This is a genomic window from Serratia sp. LTN-2, assembly GCF_059740205.1.
Map to the genome: position 1 here is coordinate 450,194 of NZ_JCAXDO010000002.1, position 16,270 is coordinate 466,463.

Here is a 16,270-nt window from a genome sequence, read left to right on the forward strand (position 1 = left end):
TCTCCGGCTCCATCGGTTCACCCCCTCTCCCGGCGACAGAGGGGGCACCTCGGCGTTATCCCTTAACAAACCCTTTCTCTTTCAGGTAAGCGGCCGCCACCTGTTTGGCGTCCTGCCCTTCCACGGCGATCTGTGCATTGAGCTTTTGCAGCGTCGGCCCGTCCAGCGAGGCGAACACCGGTTTCAGCAACTCGGGCAGGTTGGCGTGTTCTTTCAACGCCGCCTCGCGCACGATCGGCGCCGGCGCGTAGATAGGCTGTACGCCTTTCGGGTCCGCCAGCGTCTGCAGCCCCAACGCCGCTACCGGGCCATCGGTGCCGTAGGCCATCGCCGCGTTGACGCCGGAGGTCTGCTCGGCCGCCGCCTTGATGGTCACCGCCGTGTCGCCGCCGGCCAATGACAGCAGCTGATCCTGATTCAGCTTGAAGCCGTAGGCGCTTTGGAATGCCGGCAGCGCATCCGGCCGCTCGATAAACTCCGCCGAGGCCGCCAGCTTGAACTTGCCGCCGTCGTTGATCCACTTGCCGAGATCCGCCAGCGTTTTGAGATGGTTGGCGTCCGCCACGTCCTGACGAATGGCGATGGTCCAGGTGTTGTTGGCCGGCGCCGCATCGAGCCAGACGATTTTGTTTTTGTCGTAGTCGAGCTGTTTCACCTTCTCGAAACCGGCCTGGGCGTTCTTCCACGCCGGATCTTTCTCATCAGAGAAGAAAAACGCGCCGTTGCCGGTGTATTCCGGGTAGATGTCGATCTCGCCGGAGGTGATGGCGCCACGCAGCACCTTGGTGGTGCCGAGCTGCAGCTTGTTGGTGGTTTTGATGCCATTGGCTTCCAGCACCTGCACGATGATGTTGCCGAGCAGCGAACCTTCGGTATCGATCTTGGAGCCGACGCGCACCGAGTCAGCCGCCTGCGCCAGACCGCTGGTGGCCAGCAGCGTCAGTGCGACGGCAAAGGAACGTCCGCGTGATAAGGTGATTGCCATACTTTTCCTCTGGTTATACGTTTTCCGGCTCATGGGCCAGTTCGGTTGGAAAATCCTGAGAAACGCGCTTCCAGCGCGCAATAAATTTTTTCTTCGGCAGGGCATCGCGTTCCTCACGCCGTTCACCGGCGCTCAGCGGATGCACGCCGACGTCGATCGGCGTCAGCGCGTAATCGCGCAGCCACTCACCATAACCCTGCGCGACGAATCCCTGGCTGCGGCGCTGATACGCCTCGCGTTCCGCCAGATAGACTTCGCGCAGGCCATACCAGGGCAAGCCGGGCAAATCGTGATGCACTAAATGGTAGTTCAGATTGAGAAACAGCAGCCGCCACGGCCAGCCCGCCTCATTAATAATAGAACGTGCCTGCGGTGCGTCCACGGCGCGATGCTCAAAAAACGATCTTACCTTGGTCAGCGCCAGCGCCGGGTAGCTGATGGCCAACAGATAAAACGCCGCGCCGATGCCCTGCGTCTGCAGCCAGTGCAGCAGCACCGCCAACAGCGACAGATGCGTCAGCCACATCGCCCAGGCGCGCAGATCGCCCGCCGCAAGCGTCTTCACGGCGCCGAACAGCGTGGCGACGATATCCAGCGCCGGGCCGAACAACACTCGGCCAATCAGCGTATTGCGCACGGCGGCCAGCCGCGGCAACAGGCGAGGATAGCGCCGCCACTGCGCGGCGCTGAAATAGTAGCTCTCGGGATCTTCGTGCGGGTCGGTCAGGTGATCGTTGCGGTGATGGCGCAGATGCGAATCGCGATACAGCCCATAGGGATACCACACCGCCAGCGGCAACAGGCCGAACAGCTGATTGACGCGCGGCCAGCGCGTCGGATGGCCGTGGATCAGCTCATGCTGCAAGGACAGGTACCAGGTGGTCAGCAGGACAAGCGCCGGTGCGCCGAGCCACGGGCCCAACGCCTGCCAATAGTGCGCCACGCCGAACCAGCCGCCATACACTGCCGCCATCATTCCCCAGGTGGGCAGCTCCAGCCGCCAATACCAGCGCCGATGAAGCCGCCGGATGCGTTCGCGCTGTTCGGGATGCAAATAGTGGGCGTAGGACATGCTGCGGCTCGCGGTTGAGGATTTTCCTCCAGTATCCGTGAGCCGTAACGGCGTTCAAAATAACGAAAATGGCAAAGCTAAGTGAAAATTCAGCGGGTTGCGTACTCGGCCTGCGGCTCGCACGCCACCGGGAAATTCACCGAGTTGGCGATAAAGCACAGGTGATGCGCCTTCTCGTGCAGCTGTTGCGCCAGCCGCAGATCGTCGCCGTCGCGCACCGTGACCTGCGGCCGCAGCGTCACCGAGGTGAAAAAGCCGCCGCGCGCCGCATCTTCACGCATCACCCCAACGGCGTTGTCCTGATAGGCCAGTACGGAAATGCCCGAGGTAGCGCACAGATGCAGATACCATAATTTGTGACAGGCGCTGAGCGAAGCCACCAGCAAATCCTCCGGATTCCAGCGCGTCGCGTCACCGCGAAAGGCCGGATCGGCTGAACCGGCGATATCTGCCTTGCCCACGGCGCCGATCAGGTGATCGCGCCCATAGGCGCGGTAATCTTCGGTGCCTGCGCCCAAATTCCCCTGCCAGGTGACCGCCACCTGATAATGATGCTCGCCTTTCATGCCTTTTTCTCCCGTTGACCGGCCAATGAAAAATCGCCTTGCTGCATGTCCGGAGAACACTATTGGCGGAAAAGCGCGAAGATGCAAACGGCGAAACGAGAAAAAACGGGCCGCGCAAGCGGCCCGTCGGTCATAGGTTTTCAGGGAACAAAATCGAGCACCACGGCGTTGAACAGCGCGTATTCGGTCGCGCTGGCCATCGGCGGAAACTGCGCCTGCTGCACCGCCGCGCTGGCCGCCGCGCACAGGGGCGCATCGCCTCTTACGATCTTGCTGCTCGCCAGCTTGCCGTTCGGCAGCAGACGAATGCCGATGGTGCATCGTTGCCCGCGCGCGTGCTCCGGCAAACGCAGTTCGCGACTCACCGCATTATGCACCCGCACCGGATAGCTGAGCGGCGTCGTGGCCAACGCTTCAGCCTGCGGCGCCGGTAACGGTATGCCGGCCTGACGCCCGGCGCTCGTACCGCAACCGCTCAACAGCAGCAGCGCCAACAGACTCAGTCTCTTTTTCATTCCCTATGTCCTTATCGGGTTGTTGATCCCTATATGACGGCGCTTACTGCCCCGAAGGGTAGGCCTCGCCGTCATCCGCGTAGCGCTGCAGCCGTTCGCGCCACCATTTGGCCGCCAGGCCGCTGGCGCTTTCCCGCCAACCGAAATAGGCGACGTCGCTGCAGCGTTCAGACTCGACGCGTTTCGCCACCAGTTCGCCGCTGTTCAGGTAAGGTTCCGCCAAGGAACGCGGCAGATAGCCGCAGCCCAGCCCGGCCAGCTGCGCCTGCAGCTTGGCGTCGAAGCCGAACACCGTCAGCGTATCCTGCTCTTCCAGCAGATTCAGGCTCTGCGGCGCGTTGACCCGCGAAGTGTCGCGCACCACCACCGCCCGGTGCTGACGGATTTCGTCCTTCGGCAAGGGTTCCGGCAATGCCGCCAGCGGATGCAGCGGCGCGACGGCGAACACGTAATCCAGCTGCCCCAGCCTGCTGAACGCATAGCCCACCCGCGACGGCGGCTCGCAGATGGCGCCGATGATAATGTCGGCGCAACCGTAGACCAGCGACTCCCAGGAGCCGGCCAGCACCTCGTGGCTGAAGCGCAGCCGGGTATGGTGATGCTGTTGGTAGAACTCGTCGATCAGCGGCAACAGGCGGGCAAACGGGAAAGAGGCGTCAATCCCGAGCGTGATCTCGCTTTCCCAGCCGTTTTCGACATAGCGCGCCTGTTGTTCCAGATCCTGCGCCGCCCGCAGCAGCACCCGCCCCTTTTCCAGCATCAGCTTGCCGGTATCGGTGAACTTCGCCCGATGCCCGGAGCGATCGAGCAGGGTGATGTCGAGATCGTTCTCCAGCTTTTGCACCATATAGCTCAGTGCCGAAGGGGTTTTAAACAGTGCGGCGGCCGCGGCGGCGAAAGATCCGTGCCGGTCCAGCGCGTCCAAAATCAGCAGCGCTTCCAGGTTTAATCTCATGCTTTCTCCCGTGTATAAAAAAACTCAACAAGTCGGCAAAAATTCTGCGGTATCTTTGAAATCGCCCTCTGCCTACCATGGGTTTTATCGGCGTTACACTCATCAGATGTTCAACCGAAATATCACTGGGAAGGTAAATTATGTCCAAGTTTCAACTGCTTGATAAAGACAATTCCGCACTGATTTTTATCGACCATCAACCACAAATGGCCTTCGGCGTGGCTAATATTGATCGTCAGCAACTGAAAAACAACGTTGTTGGTTTGGCGAAGGCAGGCAAGATTTTCAACGTCCCCACCCTTTTCACCTCGGTCGAAACCGAAAGCTTCAGCGGCTACATCTGGCCGGAATTGCTGGCGGTACACCCTGAAATCACCCCGATTGAACGCACCTCGATGAACTCCTGGGAAGACGCGGCCTTCGTCAAAGCCGTGGAAGCCACCGGCCGCAAAAAGCTGGTGATCTCCGCGCTGTGGACCGAAGTGTGCCTGACCTTCCCGGCGCTGATGGCGTTGGAAGCCGGCTATGAAGTGTATGTGGTGACCGACACCTCCGGCGGCACGTCCGTCGATGCGCACGAACGTTCGATTGACCGCATGGTGCAGGCCGGCGCCGTACCGGTCACCTGGCAGCAGGTGCTGCTGGAATACCAACGCGACTGGGCGCGCAAAGACACCTACGACGCGGTGATGGCGCTGGTGCGCGAACACAGCGGCGCGTACGGCATGGGCGTCGACTACGCTTACACCATGGTGCACCACGCACCGGCGCGCACGGTGAAATAATCCCCCCTTGCCCCGGCCCTGTGCCGGGGTATTTTCAGGAGTTGGTTTTATGGCCCATCCGCAGCATGTCACGCTGGTGATCACCCACCGTTTGGCGCCGGGGAACGAGCAAGCCTATGAGGCCTGGCTGAACCGCATCATGCCGGATGCCGCAAGCTTCACCGGCCATCTGGGCGTCAACGTTATCCGCCCTTCCGGCGATGAACAGGCCTATACGGTGTTGGTGCGCTTCGACAATCTCGACAACCTGTACCGCTGGATCCACTCGCCGCTGCGCAAGCAATACATCGAAGAGGTCGCCCCGCTGCTGCTGGAGAACGACCATATCGAGATCCGCCCCGGCGCGGAGTTCTGGTTTACCCCGCCCAACCCCAGCGTGCGCCAGCCGCCTCAGTGGAAGCAATTCATCATCACCCTGCTGGTGATCTTTCCATCCACCAATCTGGTGCCCTGGTTTTGGGGGCTGGTGCTGCCGCAGCTGGACGGCACGCTGCTCGGCCATTTTCTCAATGACGCCACCGTGGTCGCCCTAGTGGTGTACCTGTGGATGCCTATCGTGACTCGCGTTTTTCATCAATGGCTGACCCGCCGCTAGGCGGTTCGCCGGGAGAATGTTATGAACCACCACGCTTCATTGATCATCACCAACGGCAAGTTTCACACCGTCGATCGCCAAAATCCTACCGCACAGGCGGCCGCCATCCGCGACGGCAAGTTTCTGGCGGTCGGCAGCGAAGGCGAAGTCATGCAACACGCCGGGCCGGAAACCCAGGTGATCGACCTGCACGGCCACACCGCCATTCCAGGCCTGAACGACTCGCACCTGCACCTGATCCGCGGCGGCCTGAACTACAACCTTGAGCTGCGCTGGGAAGGCGTGCCTTCGCTGGCCGACGCCCTGCGCATGTTGAAAGAGCAGGCGCTGCGCACGCCGAGCCCGCAGTGGGTGCGGGTGGTCGGCGGCTGGACCGAATTCCAGTTCGCCGAACGCCGCATGCCGACGCTGGACGAGATCAACCAGGCGGCGCCGGACACGCCGGTGTTCATTCTGCACCTCTACGATCGCGCGCTGCTCAACCGCGCGGCGCTGAAGGTGGTCGGCTACACCAAAGACACGCCGAACCCGCCAGGCGGCGAGATCCAACGCGACGCCAACGGCAACCCGACCGGCATGCTGATCGCCAAACCCAACGCCATGATCCTGTACGCTACGCTGGCGAAAGGGCCGAAGCTGCCGCTGGAGCAGCAGGTCAACTCCACCCGCCAGTTTATGCGCGAGCTGAACCGTCTCGGCCTCACCAGCGCCATCGACGCCGGCGGCGGCTTCCAGAACTACCCGGAGGACTATCAGGTGATCGCCGAGCTGCACGAGAAAAAGCAGCTGACCATCCGCATCGCCTATAACCTGTTCACCCAGCGGCCGAAGCAGGAGCTGGAAGACTTCGAGCTGTGGACCGATATGCTCAAACCGGGTCAGGGCACCGACTTTTACCGCCATAACGGCGCCGGCGAGATGCTGGTGTTTTCCGCCGCCGACTTCGAAGACTTCCTGCAGCCGCGCCCGGATCTGCCGCCGGGCACCGAAGACGAGCTGGAGCGGGTGGTGCGCCATCTGGTCGAGCACCGCTGGCCGTTCCGCCTGCACGCCACCTATGACGAATCCATCAGCCGCATGCTGGACGTGTTCGAGAAGGTGAACCGCGACATTCCGTTCAACGGCCTGCACTGGCTGTTCGATCACGCCGAGACCATTACCGAACGCAACATCGAGCGGGTCAAGGCGCTGGGCGGCGGCATTGCGGTGCAGCACCGCATGGCGTTCCAGGGTGAGTATTTCGCCGACCGCTACGGCATCGAAGCCACCAAACATACGCCGCCGGTGGCGAAAATGCTGGCGGCCGAGCTGCCGGTCGGGCTGGGCACCGACGCCACCCGCGTCGCCAGCTACAACCCGTGGACGGCGCTGTATTGGCTGGTTTCCGGCCGCACCGTCGGCGGCATGGCGATGTACGACGACAGCGCCCGGCTGGATCGCGAAACGGCGCTGATGCTGTGGACGCAGGGCAGCGCCTGGTTCTCCACCGAACAGGGCAAGAAAGGCCAGATCAAGGTCGGTCAGTTGGCGGATTTGGCGGTGCTGTCGCAGGACTACTTCAGCGTGCCGGAAGAGCAGATCAAAGGCATCGAGTCGGTCATGACGGTGGTGGACGGCAAAGTGGTCTACGCCGCCGGCAGCTTCTCGCCACTGGCGCCGCCACCGCTGCCGGTGTTGCCGGACTGGTCGCCGGTCATCCAGGTGCCGGGCCATTACCGCTCCGCACCGCCGTCGGCGGCGGCCCGCGTCGGGGTATTGAGCCAGGCGCATCAATGCTGCGGCCCGTGCGGCGTGCACGCACACCAGCATGACATCGCGCGCCGCTCCAGCATCCCGGTGTCGGATGAGAATGCCTTCTGGGGCGCGTTCGGCTGTTCGTGTTTCTCGTTCTAAGCTATCAAGCCAATAACTTATTATAAAATTAACTTAATAAGGTATTAAGCTAACAGCATAATAAATTAATGGCGCTGTCCACGGGAGAGCGCCATTTCATTTTCAATCGCGGTTGATCTCCAGCCAGCGCCGCTGTTCGGCGGAGGCAGCTATCGCATCCAGCACGCAGGACACCTTCCACCCCTCTTCAAAGTCGGGCCACATGCGGTCGCCTGCGGCGATGCCGTTGACCAGATCGCGGATCTCCACCGTCTTCTGATCGTTAAAACCGATGCCGTGCCCGGCGCTGATGCAAAACGCCGCGTAGTCCGGGTGCTTTGGCCCCACCAGCAGCGTCTTGAACCCCTGCCGCTCCGCCGGTTCATCGTGCCGATACAGCTTCAGCTCCGCCATCCGCTCCTGGGTATAGCTCAGCGTGCCTTTGGTGCCGGTGACCACATAGGTCAACCCCATCTTGCGCCCGCAGGCGATGCGCGAAGTTTCGATAGTGCCCATCGCGCCGCCGGCGAAACGCAGCAGCGCACTGGCCTGGTCTTCGTTTTCCACCGGGTGCAGGCGCGTCGGGTCTTGCGGATCCGGGCGCTGTTTGATCACGGTCTGCATATCGCCGGAAACCGCCACGATATCGCCCACCAGGTAGTGCGCCATATTGACGATGTGCGCCGCCAGATCCCCGAGCGCGCCCAGCCCGGCGCTGGCGCGGCGGCAGTGCCAGTCGATCGGCGTGCGCGGGTCGGCCAGATAATCCTCATTGTGGGTGCCGTAAAAATGCACCACTTCACCAATTTCGCCGTTGGCGATAATTTCGCGCGCCAGTTGGCTGGTGGGGTTTTTCATGTAGTTAAAACCGACCAGCGTTTTCACACCCTCGGCGCGAGCGGCCTGCACCATCTCCGCCGCGTCGGCGGCGTCCAGCGCCAGCGGCTTTTCCGAATACACGTGCTTGCCGTGACGTATCGCCTCCAGCGCCATCTCTTTGTGCAAGAAATTGGGCGCGCAGATGTCCACCACGTCGATCGCCGGATCGGCCACCAGCTGCCGCCAGTCGCCGGTCGAGCGCGCAAAACCGAATTCGGCGGCGCGCTGCGCCGCCAGCTCGGGCGTCACCTCCGCCAGCATCTCCAGCACCAGTTCCCCCTTGAGGGGGAATACCGTGGCGGCCTGCGCATAGGCGATAGCGTGACAACGCCCGATATAGCCGGTGCCGATTAACCCAACGCGTACCTGTTTCATCATTCTCTCCCGTGACAGAAATCCTGCGTAGAACCAGGCGCCGCTCAATGAAACGCGCCGGTTGATAACGGGTTTATATGGAATATAAATTTCAATAACAAGCACACGGGAAAATAAAGTTCATATTCGTGATGACGTTCATGAAACCTTGACGGGATGATGCAACGGAGAAAGTCCGGACACGGCAGGTCGTATCCGGACGAGATAAAATGAACCATTTATTTCATATCACGGTAAACCGTTGGCGCCGTGCCGCACGTAGCCGGGACGTTGCAGCAGGCGCTGCTGATAGTCCGCCAGCGCCGCATAATGCGGCCGCTCGAACGGCGTCATCAACCAACGGTTCAGCGACAACCCCAGCACCACGTCCGCCAACGTAAAAACGGCGCCGGCGACGTAAGGGCCGCGCTGCGCCAGATGTGCGTCCAACAAGCCCATCAGCCGGTTCCATTCGCACTCGGCGGCGGCCAGGCTGGCGGCATCCTGATAATCCGCATGCCCGCGCACCCGCGACATGAACACATAGCGCCAGGCACCGTTTAGATCGGTGGCCTGCCAATCCATCCACATCTCTACCGCCGCCCGCGCGCCGGGTGCCTGCGGCAGCAGATCTTGCCGTCCTTCCCGCCCCGCCAGATAGCGGCAAATGGTGTTCGACTCCCACAGCACTCGGGCGCCGTCGATCAGCACCGGCACCAGGCCGTTGGGATTGAGCGCCAAAAACTCGGGTTCCTGCGTGGAGCGAAAGCCGCTGCCCCACTCCTCCCGTTCCAGCGGCAGCGCCAGCTCATGACAGGTCCACAACACCTTGCGCACGTTGATCGATGAAGCCTTACCCAATAATTTCAGCATCCGCTTTCCTCACCCTCTCCAGAAAGGCTTATCCCCTTCGCGGCGCGCATCCGCTCGCGTCAGGCCGATATCCGCCAGTTGCCTGTCGTTCAGCAGCAGCAACTCTCTTCGCGTCCGCTGGCGCAGTTGATACAAACGCCAGCGGGATAGCCATGTTCGCCGCGGCATGGCGGCTTTTACGATAGACAAGACGGTCATCATGTTCTCCTGGGCAACTGACTCTGCCGTCATGATGCTGTGCGAGCAAAAAACAATACAGATTCACGTCAGCGTTATTTTTTTCATACAGCCATACCCAAAAACAGGCTGAATGCTTTACTTTGAAAGTATCTGTACCGGTTTTTACGGCATTCAACTCAACGAGAGGCATCTGTATGACACGCTATGCCACCCTGGCCGCCATTCTTAGCCAGCGCATCCAGCAAGGACTGTATCCGGCCGGCGACCGCCTGCCTTCGGTGCGCACGCTGAGCCAGGAGCACGGCGTCAGCATCAGTACGGTGCAACAAGCCTATCGGCTGCTGGAGGAACAGCGCCTGGTGGAAGCGCGGCCGAAGTCGGGTTACTTCGTGCACGCGCGCCGCGCGCAGGCCGAGCTGCCTGCCATGACGGCGCCGGTGCAGCGGCCGGTGGATATTTCACAATGGGAACAGGTGCTGGAACTGGTGCGCAGCCGGCCGCGCGAAGGCCTGATTCAGCTAGGCCGCGGCATGCCGGATATCGCCGAACCGACGATGAAACCGCTGATCGTCGCCCTGCGCAACGCCGCCCGCCACGGCGATTTGCGCAGCCTGTATTACGACAGCATTCAGGGCGTGGCCGCGCTGCGCGAACAGGTCGCTCGCCTGCTGCTGGATTCGGGCTGCCAAATCGGCCCCGATCAGCTGCTGATCACCACCGGCTGCCAGGAAGCGATCTCCGCCGGGCTGCGCGCCGTTTGCCAACCCGGCGACATCGTGGCGGTCGACTCGCCCTGTTTCCACGGCACCATGCAGACACTCAAAGGCCTGGGCATCAAGGCGCTGGAAATCCCCACCGATCCGCTCAGCGGCGTCAGCCTGGCAGCGCTGGAAATGGCGCTGGAGCAGTGGCCGGTCAAGGCTATCCTGCTGACGCCCAACTGCAACAACCCGCTGGGCTACATCATGCCCGACGCCCACAAACAGCGGTTGCTGACGCTGGCGCAGCGCCACGACGCAGCGATCATCGAGGATGACGTTTACGGCGACATCGCCTATCACTACCCACGGCCGCGCACCATCAAGTCGTTCGACGAAGATGGCCGCGTGCTGCTGTGCAGCTCGTTTTCCAAAACGCTGGCGCCGGGGCTGCGCGTGGGCTGGATCGCGCCCGGCCGCTACCTGGAGCGGGTGCTGCATATGAAATTCATCGGCTCCGGCGCCACCGCCACCCAGCCGCAGCTGGCGATCGCCGAGTTTATTCGCGGCGGGCACTATCTGCAGCACCTGCGGCGCATGCGCGCCCGTTACCGGCAGAACCGCGATCGGATGACCGATCTGATCCTGAAATACTTCCCGGCAGGCACCCGCGTCAGCCGCCCGCGCGGCGGCTTTATGCTGTGGATCGAGCTGGATGAGGCGTTCGACACCCTGCGCCTCAACCGTCATCTCGAGCAGCAGGGCGTGCAGATCGCCGTCGGCAGCATCTTTTCCGCCGCCGGCAAATACCGCAACTGCCTGCGCATCAACTATGCGCCGGCGCTGACGCCGGAGATAGAGCAAGCGGTGCAGAAGGTCGGCGCCACCATCCAGGCGCTGATGCCGGCCGACAGTTTGGCGCAATCGGATTAAATCTTGACGCGATCGGATTATCGCTGCGCGGCCCGGCGCTCTAAAGTGGCATCACACCCACTCGCAATCAGGAAGGTCATGATGTCTCAGTCACAGGTATGGTTAATCACCGGCAGCTCCCGCGGCCTGGGCCAACAGCTGGCGCAGGCGGTGCTGGCCGCCGGACACCGTCTGGTCGCCACCGCCCGTCAGGCGCAACAGCTGCAGCCGCTGGTGGAACGCTACGGCGATCGGGTCGCCACGGTCGCGCTCGACGTCACCGACGCCAGGGCCGCCGAACGCGCGGTGCGCACGGCGATCGAACGCTTCGGCCGGCTGGACGTGCTGGTCAACAACGCCGGCTACGGCAATATCGCGCCGATAGAAGAAGCCGATGAGGCGGACTTCCGCGCGCAGCTCGAGACCAACTTTTTCGGCGTGTTCAACGTCACCCGCGCGGCGTTGCCGATATTGCGCCGGCAGGGCAGCGGCCATATCATCCAGATCGCCACCATCGGCGCTCGCCTCGGCATTGCCGGTCTCAGCGCCTACCATACCGCCAAGTGGGCGGTCGAAGGTTTCTCCGAATCGCTGGCCAAAGAGATCGCGCCGTTCGGCGTTAAGGTGACGATGGTCGAGCCCGGCGGCTTCCGCACCGATTGGGCCGGTTCTTCAATGACCATTGCGCCGATCGGCGAAGCCTATCAGCCGACGCTGGGTCCGATGCTGGCCTTCCTGCAGCAGCATAACGGCAGCCAAACCGGCGATCCGGCCAAGGCGGCGCAGGCGATCCTGCAGTTGGCGGCGCTGGAAGCCCCTCCGCTGCGCCTGCTGCTCGGCAGCGACGCGGTGCATATGGCGGCGCAGATCCTGGCCGAACGTCAGGCGGAAGACACGGCATTCCGCGCTCTCAGCCTGAGCACCGACCACGACGACAGCTCACCGGATCACGCCGCGATGGCGGCGGTGGTGACGGGAAAACCCTAAGGAGCCCGCATTGAGCAGCGATCAAATTCCGGTCTCCAGCGCACTGGCGGTACGCCTGGCGGCGCTGGGCGTCGATATCGAGCAGCTCGGCCGATTGGCCGGGTTGCCCGCCGGGCTGTTCGGCGAACGGCGCGACAAGGTGAAACTCACCACGCAGCAATTTTTCTCCGTCTGGCGCACCCTGCCGCAGCTGAGCGACGACCCGGGTTTCGGTCTGCGCCTCGGCGGCGATGTGGCGCCGGAACACTATGACATCGCTTCGGTCGCCGCGCTGCATTCCGCGACGCTGGGCGAAGCGCTGCAAAAGATCGCGCGCTACAAACGGCTGGTCTGCCCGGAGGAGCTGATGCTGGTGGAAGACGGCGACAGCATGCGCCTGCACACTCGCTGGACCATGAGCGAAGGCCATGCGCCGGCGATGCTGATCGACGCCATGTTCGCCGCCATCACCACCCTGTGTCGACGCGGCACCGGCCTGCCCCTGCAGCCGCTGGCGATCGAGTTGACCCGGCGAGCGGATGCCGCCTCCCCGCTGGCGCGCTATTTCGGTTGCCCGGTGACATTCAACGCCCCGCTGGACGTGCTGGTGTTCGATCGCGCGTTGATGCGTCAACCCTTCGTCACCTATAACCAGGACATGCTGGCGGTGCTGCTGCCGGGGCTGGAGGCGGAGCTGGCCCGCTCTTTGGCGGAACACGATCTGCCGACGCAGGTGATGGCGATCCTCGGGCGCAGCATGCGCGGCCAACGCCCCAGCGTCAACAGCGTGGCCGCTGAGCTCTATCTCAGCCCGCGCACGCTGCAGCGCCGCTTGCAACAGCACGGCTACAGCTACCAGCAGCTGTTGGACAAAACCCGCCACCGCACCGCCTGTCGGCTGTTGGCGGACACCGATCTCGAGCCGGGAGAAATCGCCTTTGTGCTGGGATTTGAAGAACTGAATTCGTTCAGCCGCGCGTTCATGCAGTGGGAAGCGCTGACGCCCAGCCGCTGGCGCACGCAGCGCGCCGTCGGCCAATGGGAGAACAGAACATGAAAGTGATTATTTTCGGCGCCAGCGGCATGGTGGGCCAGGGCGCACTGCGGGAATGCCTGCGCGATCCGCAGGTCAGCGAAGTGCTCAGCATCGGCCGAAGCCCGTTGGCCCAGAGCCACGCCAAACTGCGTCAGCTCACCCTGCCCGACCTGCGCGACCTGTCTGCGCTGGAGCCGCAGCTCGCCGGCTACGACGCCTGTTTCTTCTGCCTGGGAACGTCGTCCGCCGGCCTGAGCGAGGCCGAGTATCGCGCGGTGACTTACGATCTGACGCTGGCCGCCGCCCGCCCGTTGGCGATGCTGAACCCGACGATGGTCTTTATTTACGTCTCCGGCCTCGGCACCGACAGTAGCGAACGCGGCCGCAGCATGTGGGCCAGGGTCAAGGGCGCTACCGAAAACGCCTTGCTGACGCTGCCGTTCCACGCGGTGATGTTCCGCCCTGGCGCCATTGTGCCGCTGCACGGCATTCGCTCCAAAACCCGCCTCTACGATCTGGCCTATCGGCTGTTCAAACCGCTGTGGCTTAGCGCTTTGCGGCTGCTTCCCGCTCAGGTGACCACCACCGAGCGGGTTGGGCTGGCGATGCTGGCGGTGGCGCGCCGGGAAACCGACTTACGCATCCTGGAGCCGGCGCAGATCAACCGAGTGGCGGCGTCCTGAAACAACGGGGTTAACCGCCCTGCCGCCAATACTCCGCCACCCGGCGGCGCAGATGTTCGATACCCTGCGGATGGTGAATAAACTGCTCCACCGGCATCATCCGCCAACGCTGCCCCTCGTCGCCAAAGCGAATCGCGGCGATCTGCGCCGGAGTGATCATCCCGGCCATAAACCAGGTCGGCGAACCGCCGGGCGAAATGCCGTCGTAGCGCCGCCGCCAGACGATCTGCCGTTCGGCGATCGATACGCCGAACTCTTCCCGCGTCTCCCGCTGCACGCACTGCAGCGGCGTTTCGCCGTTTTCCCGCCCGCCGCCGGGCAGATCCCACAGGCCGGGCCACGGAATGCCCGGCTTATCGTCCCGTTGGTAAACCAGCAGGAAACCGTCGCACAGCAGCGCGATCTTGGCTCCGCCAAACGCCCGTTCCGTCATATTTTCTCCTCACCCCGTCCATCCCCTGTCACTGAACATCATACTTCATCCCCGCGCGGCCTGGTGTATAGTGAAAACCCGTTTTCACAACAGGCGAACAATGACGATGAACTCTCCGTTTCTGGTGACTCCCCAATGGCTTGCGCAACATATCAACGATGAAAATCTGGTCGTTCTCGACGTGCGAATGTCGCCGGTCGGGCTGACGCCGAAAAAAGACATGCTTGCCGAGTTCGAACGCGGCCATATCCCCGGCGCGGTCTACTTCGATATCGACGAGGTGGCGGACAAGAACACCACGCTGCCGCACATGTTGCCAACGGCGGCGGAATTCGGCGCAGCGGCGGGCAAGCTGGGCATCAGCGAGCGCGACACCCTGGTGATTTACGACGAAGGCAACCAGTTCTCCGCGCCGCGCGGCTGGTGGACTTTCCGCAATTTCGGCGCCCAGCGCGTTTACGTGCTGGACGAAGGGCTGAACGGCTGGACCGCGCTGGGGCAAGCGCTGGAAACCGGCCCGGCGCAGCCTGAGCCGCAGACCTTCAACGCCCGCTTCAACGCCGAAGCGGTAGTGGATATGCGGCAAGTGGAGCAGGCGTTAGGCACGCCGGTGCAAATTCTCGACGCGCGCGCCGCGCCGCGCTTTTATGCCGAAGCGCCAGAGCCGCGCCCCGGCCTGCATCGCGGCCACATTCCCGGCAGCATCAATATTCCGTACGGCGAGCTGCTGGAGAACGGCCGTTTCAAATCGCTGGCAGCGCTGCGCCAAACCTTCAGCGACAAGGGCGTGGACATCAACGGCCCGATCATCACCAGCTGCGGCTCCGGCGTAACGGCGGCGGTGCTGGCGTTCGGCCTGCTGTCGCTCGGCGCTCCGCAGGTCAAACTGTATGACGGCGCCTGGAGCGAATGGGGCCAACTGAGCGGCAAGCAGCCGATCGCCAAAGATTAAGATTCGATCCGCTCGACCACGATCTGCGCCAGCCGCTGCACGGCGGCAGAAGGCTGATCCTCGGCGCGGTGCAGCACCACGCCGAGCTGGCCCAGAGCGGGCAGCAAATCGGGCGCCAGCGGCGTCAGGCCGGGCGGCAAACCGGCAGCCGCCCGCACCGTGACGCCCAACCCGGCGTTCACCGCCGCCCACACGCCGTTCAGGCTGCGGCTGGTAAAGGCGATGCGCCAGGGGATGCCGGCGCGATCCAGCGCCTGCGTCGCCGCGCTGCGCATCAGGCAGGGCGCGTCGAACATCACCAGCGGCAGCGGCTCATCCCCTTCTCGCCAGGGCGCCAGCGCGAAGCCGGGCGAGGCGATCCAGTGCAGTTGCCGCTGCCCCAGCGCCTGATGAAACGGCGTGCTCAAACCGCCATCCCACGCCAGCGACAGATCCAGTTGGCCTTTCAGCACCCAGTCGATCAACTCGGCATTGCGGGCGATGCGCGCCTCGATACGCACCTTCGGATTGGCGCGCGCGAAGCTGCCCAACACCTGCGGCAGAAACGTCTCGCCGAAATCTTCCTGCAGCCCCAGCCGCACCGTGCCCTGCAGATCCAATCCTCGCACCGCGGCGGCGGCCTCATCATTGAGCTCCAGCAGACGGCGCGCGTAACCGAGCAGGGTCTCCCCCGCCTCAGTCATCACCATGCCGCGTCCGGCCTTGCGCAGGATCGGCGCGCCGACCTGCTGCTCCAGCTTTTTCAGGTGGGCGCTGACCGCCGACGTCGAACGCCCCAGCCGTTCCGCCGCCTTGGCGAAGCTGCCCAGCTCGACGCCGGTGACGAAGCTGCGTAAATCCTCGAGATCGAAGGTAATTCGTCCCATGCTGACCATCCTGATTTTCTGAACCATCAATCAAAATAATACCGATTTTACTGATAAAGATGGCGTGTCACGCTCTCCGGGTCAATGTCTTTC

The 16,270-nt window shown here is 63.0% G+C and carries 18 protein-coding genes; 8 read left to right on the forward strand and 10 right to left on the reverse strand.

Features of this window, described 5'->3' with window-relative positions; all coding sequences use genetic code 11:
• Positions 1–55: 55 nt before the first annotated feature.
• From osmF to AC6BYQ_RS05895, 5 genes are all read right to left on the reverse strand, one after another.
• Positions 56–985 (reverse strand): glycine betaine ABC transporter substrate-binding protein OsmF, encoded by a 930-nt coding sequence (gene osmF / locus AC6BYQ_RS05875; RefSeq protein WP_019454663.1) that lies wholly within the window; start codon positions 983–985, stop codon positions 56–58.
• Between the two features lie 13 nt (positions 986–998).
• The gene (locus tag AC6BYQ_RS05880) at positions 999–2,057 is read right to left on the reverse strand and encodes a fatty acid desaturase (RefSeq protein WP_498056489.1); all 1,059 of its coding nucleotides are present in this window, start codon (positions 2,055–2,057) and stop codon (positions 999–1,001) included.
• 89 nt (positions 2,058–2,146) lie between these two features.
• Positions 2,147–2,623 (reverse strand): OsmC family protein, encoded by a 477-nt coding sequence (locus AC6BYQ_RS05885; RefSeq protein WP_019454665.1) that lies wholly within the window; start codon positions 2,621–2,623, stop codon positions 2,147–2,149.
• 140 nt (positions 2,624–2,763) lie between these two features.
• The gene (locus AC6BYQ_RS05890) at positions 2,764–3,138 is read right to left on the reverse strand and encodes a cell envelope integrity TolA family protein (RefSeq protein WP_025159996.1); all 375 of its coding nucleotides are present in this window, start codon (positions 3,136–3,138) and stop codon (positions 2,764–2,766) included.
• 43 nt (positions 3,139–3,181) lie between these two features.
• A complete protein-coding gene (locus tag AC6BYQ_RS05895; protein WP_063918998.1) occupies positions 3,182–4,093 on the reverse strand; it encodes a LysR substrate-binding domain-containing protein in 912 nt (303 codons plus the stop codon).
• A 140-nt stretch (positions 4,094–4,233) separates the two neighbouring features.
• Between AC6BYQ_RS05895 and AC6BYQ_RS05900 the strand changes: the two genes are divergently transcribed.
• From AC6BYQ_RS05900 to AC6BYQ_RS05910, 3 genes are read left to right on the forward strand one after another with little or no spacing between them, the layout of a single operon-like run.
• On the forward strand, positions 4,234–4,878 hold the full coding sequence (locus tag AC6BYQ_RS05900; protein WP_004939390.1) for a hydrolase: 645 nt from the start codon (positions 4,234–4,236) through the stop codon (positions 4,876–4,878).
• Between the two features lie 49 nt (positions 4,879–4,927).
• Positions 4,928–5,473, forward strand: coding sequence for an antibiotic biosynthesis monooxygenase (locus AC6BYQ_RS05905; RefSeq protein WP_019454668.1), 546 nt, complete (start codon positions 4,928–4,930; stop codon positions 5,471–5,473).
• A gap of 21 nt (positions 5,474–5,494) precedes the next feature.
• Positions 5,495–7,366 (forward strand): amidohydrolase, encoded by a 1,872-nt coding sequence (locus tag AC6BYQ_RS05910; RefSeq protein WP_498056490.1) that lies wholly within the window; start codon positions 5,495–5,497, stop codon positions 7,364–7,366.
• Between the two features lie 102 nt (positions 7,367–7,468).
• On the opposite strand, the gene AC6BYQ_RS05915 is transcribed toward AC6BYQ_RS05910, so the two are convergent.
• From AC6BYQ_RS05915 to AC6BYQ_RS05925, 3 genes are all read right to left on the reverse strand, one after another.
• Positions 7,469–8,599 carry a Gfo/Idh/MocA family protein gene (locus AC6BYQ_RS05915; RefSeq protein ID WP_498056491.1) on the reverse strand — a complete coding sequence of 377 codons (1,131 nt, stop codon included), beginning with the start codon at positions 8,597–8,599 and terminating at the stop codon, positions 7,469–7,471.
• A gap of 228 nt (positions 8,600–8,827) precedes the next feature.
• The gene (locus AC6BYQ_RS05920) at positions 8,828–9,451 is read right to left on the reverse strand and encodes a glutathione S-transferase family protein (protein ID WP_498056492.1); all 624 of its coding nucleotides are present in this window, start codon (positions 9,449–9,451) and stop codon (positions 8,828–8,830) included.
• 9 nt (positions 9,452–9,460) lie between these two features.
• The gene (locus AC6BYQ_RS05925) at positions 9,461–9,649 is read right to left on the reverse strand and encodes a DUF1127 domain-containing protein (protein WP_019454672.1); all 189 of its coding nucleotides are present in this window, start codon (positions 9,647–9,649) and stop codon (positions 9,461–9,463) included.
• Between the two features lie 176 nt (positions 9,650–9,825).
• Between AC6BYQ_RS05925 and AC6BYQ_RS05930 the strand changes: the two genes are divergently transcribed.
• The 4 genes from AC6BYQ_RS05930 to AC6BYQ_RS05945 all read left to right on the forward strand — a co-directional run bounded on the left by AC6BYQ_RS05930 (position 9,826) and on the right by AC6BYQ_RS05945 (position 13,926).
• A complete protein-coding gene (locus AC6BYQ_RS05930) occupies positions 9,826–11,262 on the forward strand; it encodes an aminotransferase-like domain-containing protein (protein ID WP_498056493.1) in 1,437 nt (478 codons plus the stop codon).
• Positions 11,263–11,340: 78 nt separating this feature from the next.
• On the forward strand, positions 11,341–12,228 hold the full coding sequence (locus AC6BYQ_RS05935; RefSeq protein WP_498056494.1) for a Rossmann-fold NAD(P)-binding domain-containing protein: 888 nt from the start codon (positions 11,341–11,343) through the stop codon (positions 12,226–12,228).
• Positions 12,229–12,238: 10 nt separating this feature from the next.
• The gene (locus AC6BYQ_RS05940) at positions 12,239–13,264 is read left to right on the forward strand and encodes an AraC family transcriptional regulator (RefSeq protein WP_435981274.1); all 1,026 of its coding nucleotides are present in this window, start codon (positions 12,239–12,241) and stop codon (positions 13,262–13,264) included.
• Positions 13,261–13,926, forward strand: a complete 666-nt coding sequence (locus AC6BYQ_RS05945; protein WP_498056495.1) for a Rossmann-fold NAD(P)-binding domain-containing protein — start codon at positions 13,261–13,263, stop codon at positions 13,924–13,926. Before AC6BYQ_RS05940 ends, AC6BYQ_RS05945 begins: the two co-directional genes overlap by 4 nt.
• Before the next feature lie 10 nt (positions 13,927–13,936).
• On the opposite strand, the gene AC6BYQ_RS05950 is transcribed toward AC6BYQ_RS05945, so the two are convergent.
• A complete protein-coding gene (locus tag AC6BYQ_RS05950; RefSeq protein WP_198635619.1) occupies positions 13,937–14,359 on the reverse strand; it encodes an NUDIX hydrolase in 423 nt (140 codons plus the stop codon).
• Positions 14,360–14,465: 106 nt separating this feature from the next.
• On the opposite strand from AC6BYQ_RS05950, the gene sseA reads away from it, so the two are divergent.
• Complete coding sequence (gene sseA / locus AC6BYQ_RS05955; RefSeq protein WP_074054759.1) at positions 14,466–15,311, forward strand: 3-mercaptopyruvate sulfurtransferase; 846 nt, start codon at positions 14,466–14,468, stop codon at positions 15,309–15,311.
• Here the strand turns inward: sseA and AC6BYQ_RS05960 are convergent.
• Positions 15,308–16,177, reverse strand: a complete 870-nt coding sequence (locus AC6BYQ_RS05960; RefSeq protein ID WP_063918991.1) for a LysR substrate-binding domain-containing protein — start codon at positions 16,175–16,177, stop codon at positions 15,308–15,310. The two genes, sseA and AC6BYQ_RS05960, sit on opposite strands and share 4 nt — an antisense overlap.
• Positions 16,178–16,270: the final 93 nt, after the last annotated feature.

Coding starts and splice junctions, on each gene's coding strand:
- osmF (WP_019454663.1), bottom strand. CDS start 985: ATGGCAATCACCTTATCACGCGGACGTTCCTTTGCCGTCGCACTGACG.
- AC6BYQ_RS05880 (WP_498056489.1), bottom strand. CDS start 2,057: ATGTCCTACGCCCACTATTTGCATCCCGAACAGCGCGAACGCATCCGG.
- AC6BYQ_RS05885 (WP_019454665.1), bottom strand. CDS start 2,623: ATGAAAGGCGAGCATCATTATCAGGTGGCGGTCACCTGGCAGGGGAAT.
- AC6BYQ_RS05890 (WP_025159996.1), bottom strand. CDS start 3,138: ATGAAAAAGAGACTGAGTCTGTTGGCGCTGCTGCTGTTGAGCGGTTGC.
- AC6BYQ_RS05895 (WP_063918998.1), bottom strand. CDS start 4,093: ATGAGATTAAACCTGGAAGCGCTGCTGATTTTGGACGCGCTGGACCGG.
- AC6BYQ_RS05900 (WP_004939390.1), top strand. CDS start 4,234: ATGTCCAAGTTTCAACTGCTTGATAAAGACAATTCCGCACTGATTTTT.
- AC6BYQ_RS05905 (WP_019454668.1), top strand. CDS start 4,928: ATGGCCCATCCGCAGCATGTCACGCTGGTGATCACCCACCGTTTGGCG.
- AC6BYQ_RS05910 (WP_498056490.1), top strand. CDS start 5,495: ATGAACCACCACGCTTCATTGATCATCACCAACGGCAAGTTTCACACC.
- AC6BYQ_RS05915 (WP_498056491.1), bottom strand. CDS start 8,599: ATGAAACAGGTACGCGTTGGGTTAATCGGCACCGGCTATATCGGGCGT.
- AC6BYQ_RS05920 (WP_498056492.1), bottom strand. CDS start 9,451: ATGCTGAAATTATTGGGTAAGGCTTCATCGATCAACGTGCGCAAGGTG.
- AC6BYQ_RS05925 (WP_019454672.1), bottom strand. CDS start 9,649: ATGACCGTCTTGTCTATCGTAAAAGCCGCCATGCCGCGGCGAACATGG.
- AC6BYQ_RS05930 (WP_498056493.1), top strand. CDS start 9,826: ATGACACGCTATGCCACCCTGGCCGCCATTCTTAGCCAGCGCATCCAG.
- AC6BYQ_RS05935 (WP_498056494.1), top strand. CDS start 11,341: ATGATGTCTCAGTCACAGGTATGGTTAATCACCGGCAGCTCCCGCGGC.
- AC6BYQ_RS05945 (WP_498056495.1), top strand. CDS start 13,261: ATGAAAGTGATTATTTTCGGCGCCAGCGGCATGGTGGGCCAGGGCGCA.
- AC6BYQ_RS05950 (WP_198635619.1), bottom strand. CDS start 14,359: ATGACGGAACGGGCGTTTGGCGGAGCCAAGATCGCGCTGCTGTGCGAC.
- sseA (WP_074054759.1), top strand. CDS start 14,466: ATGAACTCTCCGTTTCTGGTGACTCCCCAATGGCTTGCGCAACATATC.
- AC6BYQ_RS05960 (WP_063918991.1), bottom strand. CDS start 16,177: ATGGGACGAATTACCTTCGATCTCGAGGATTTACGCAGCTTCGTCACC.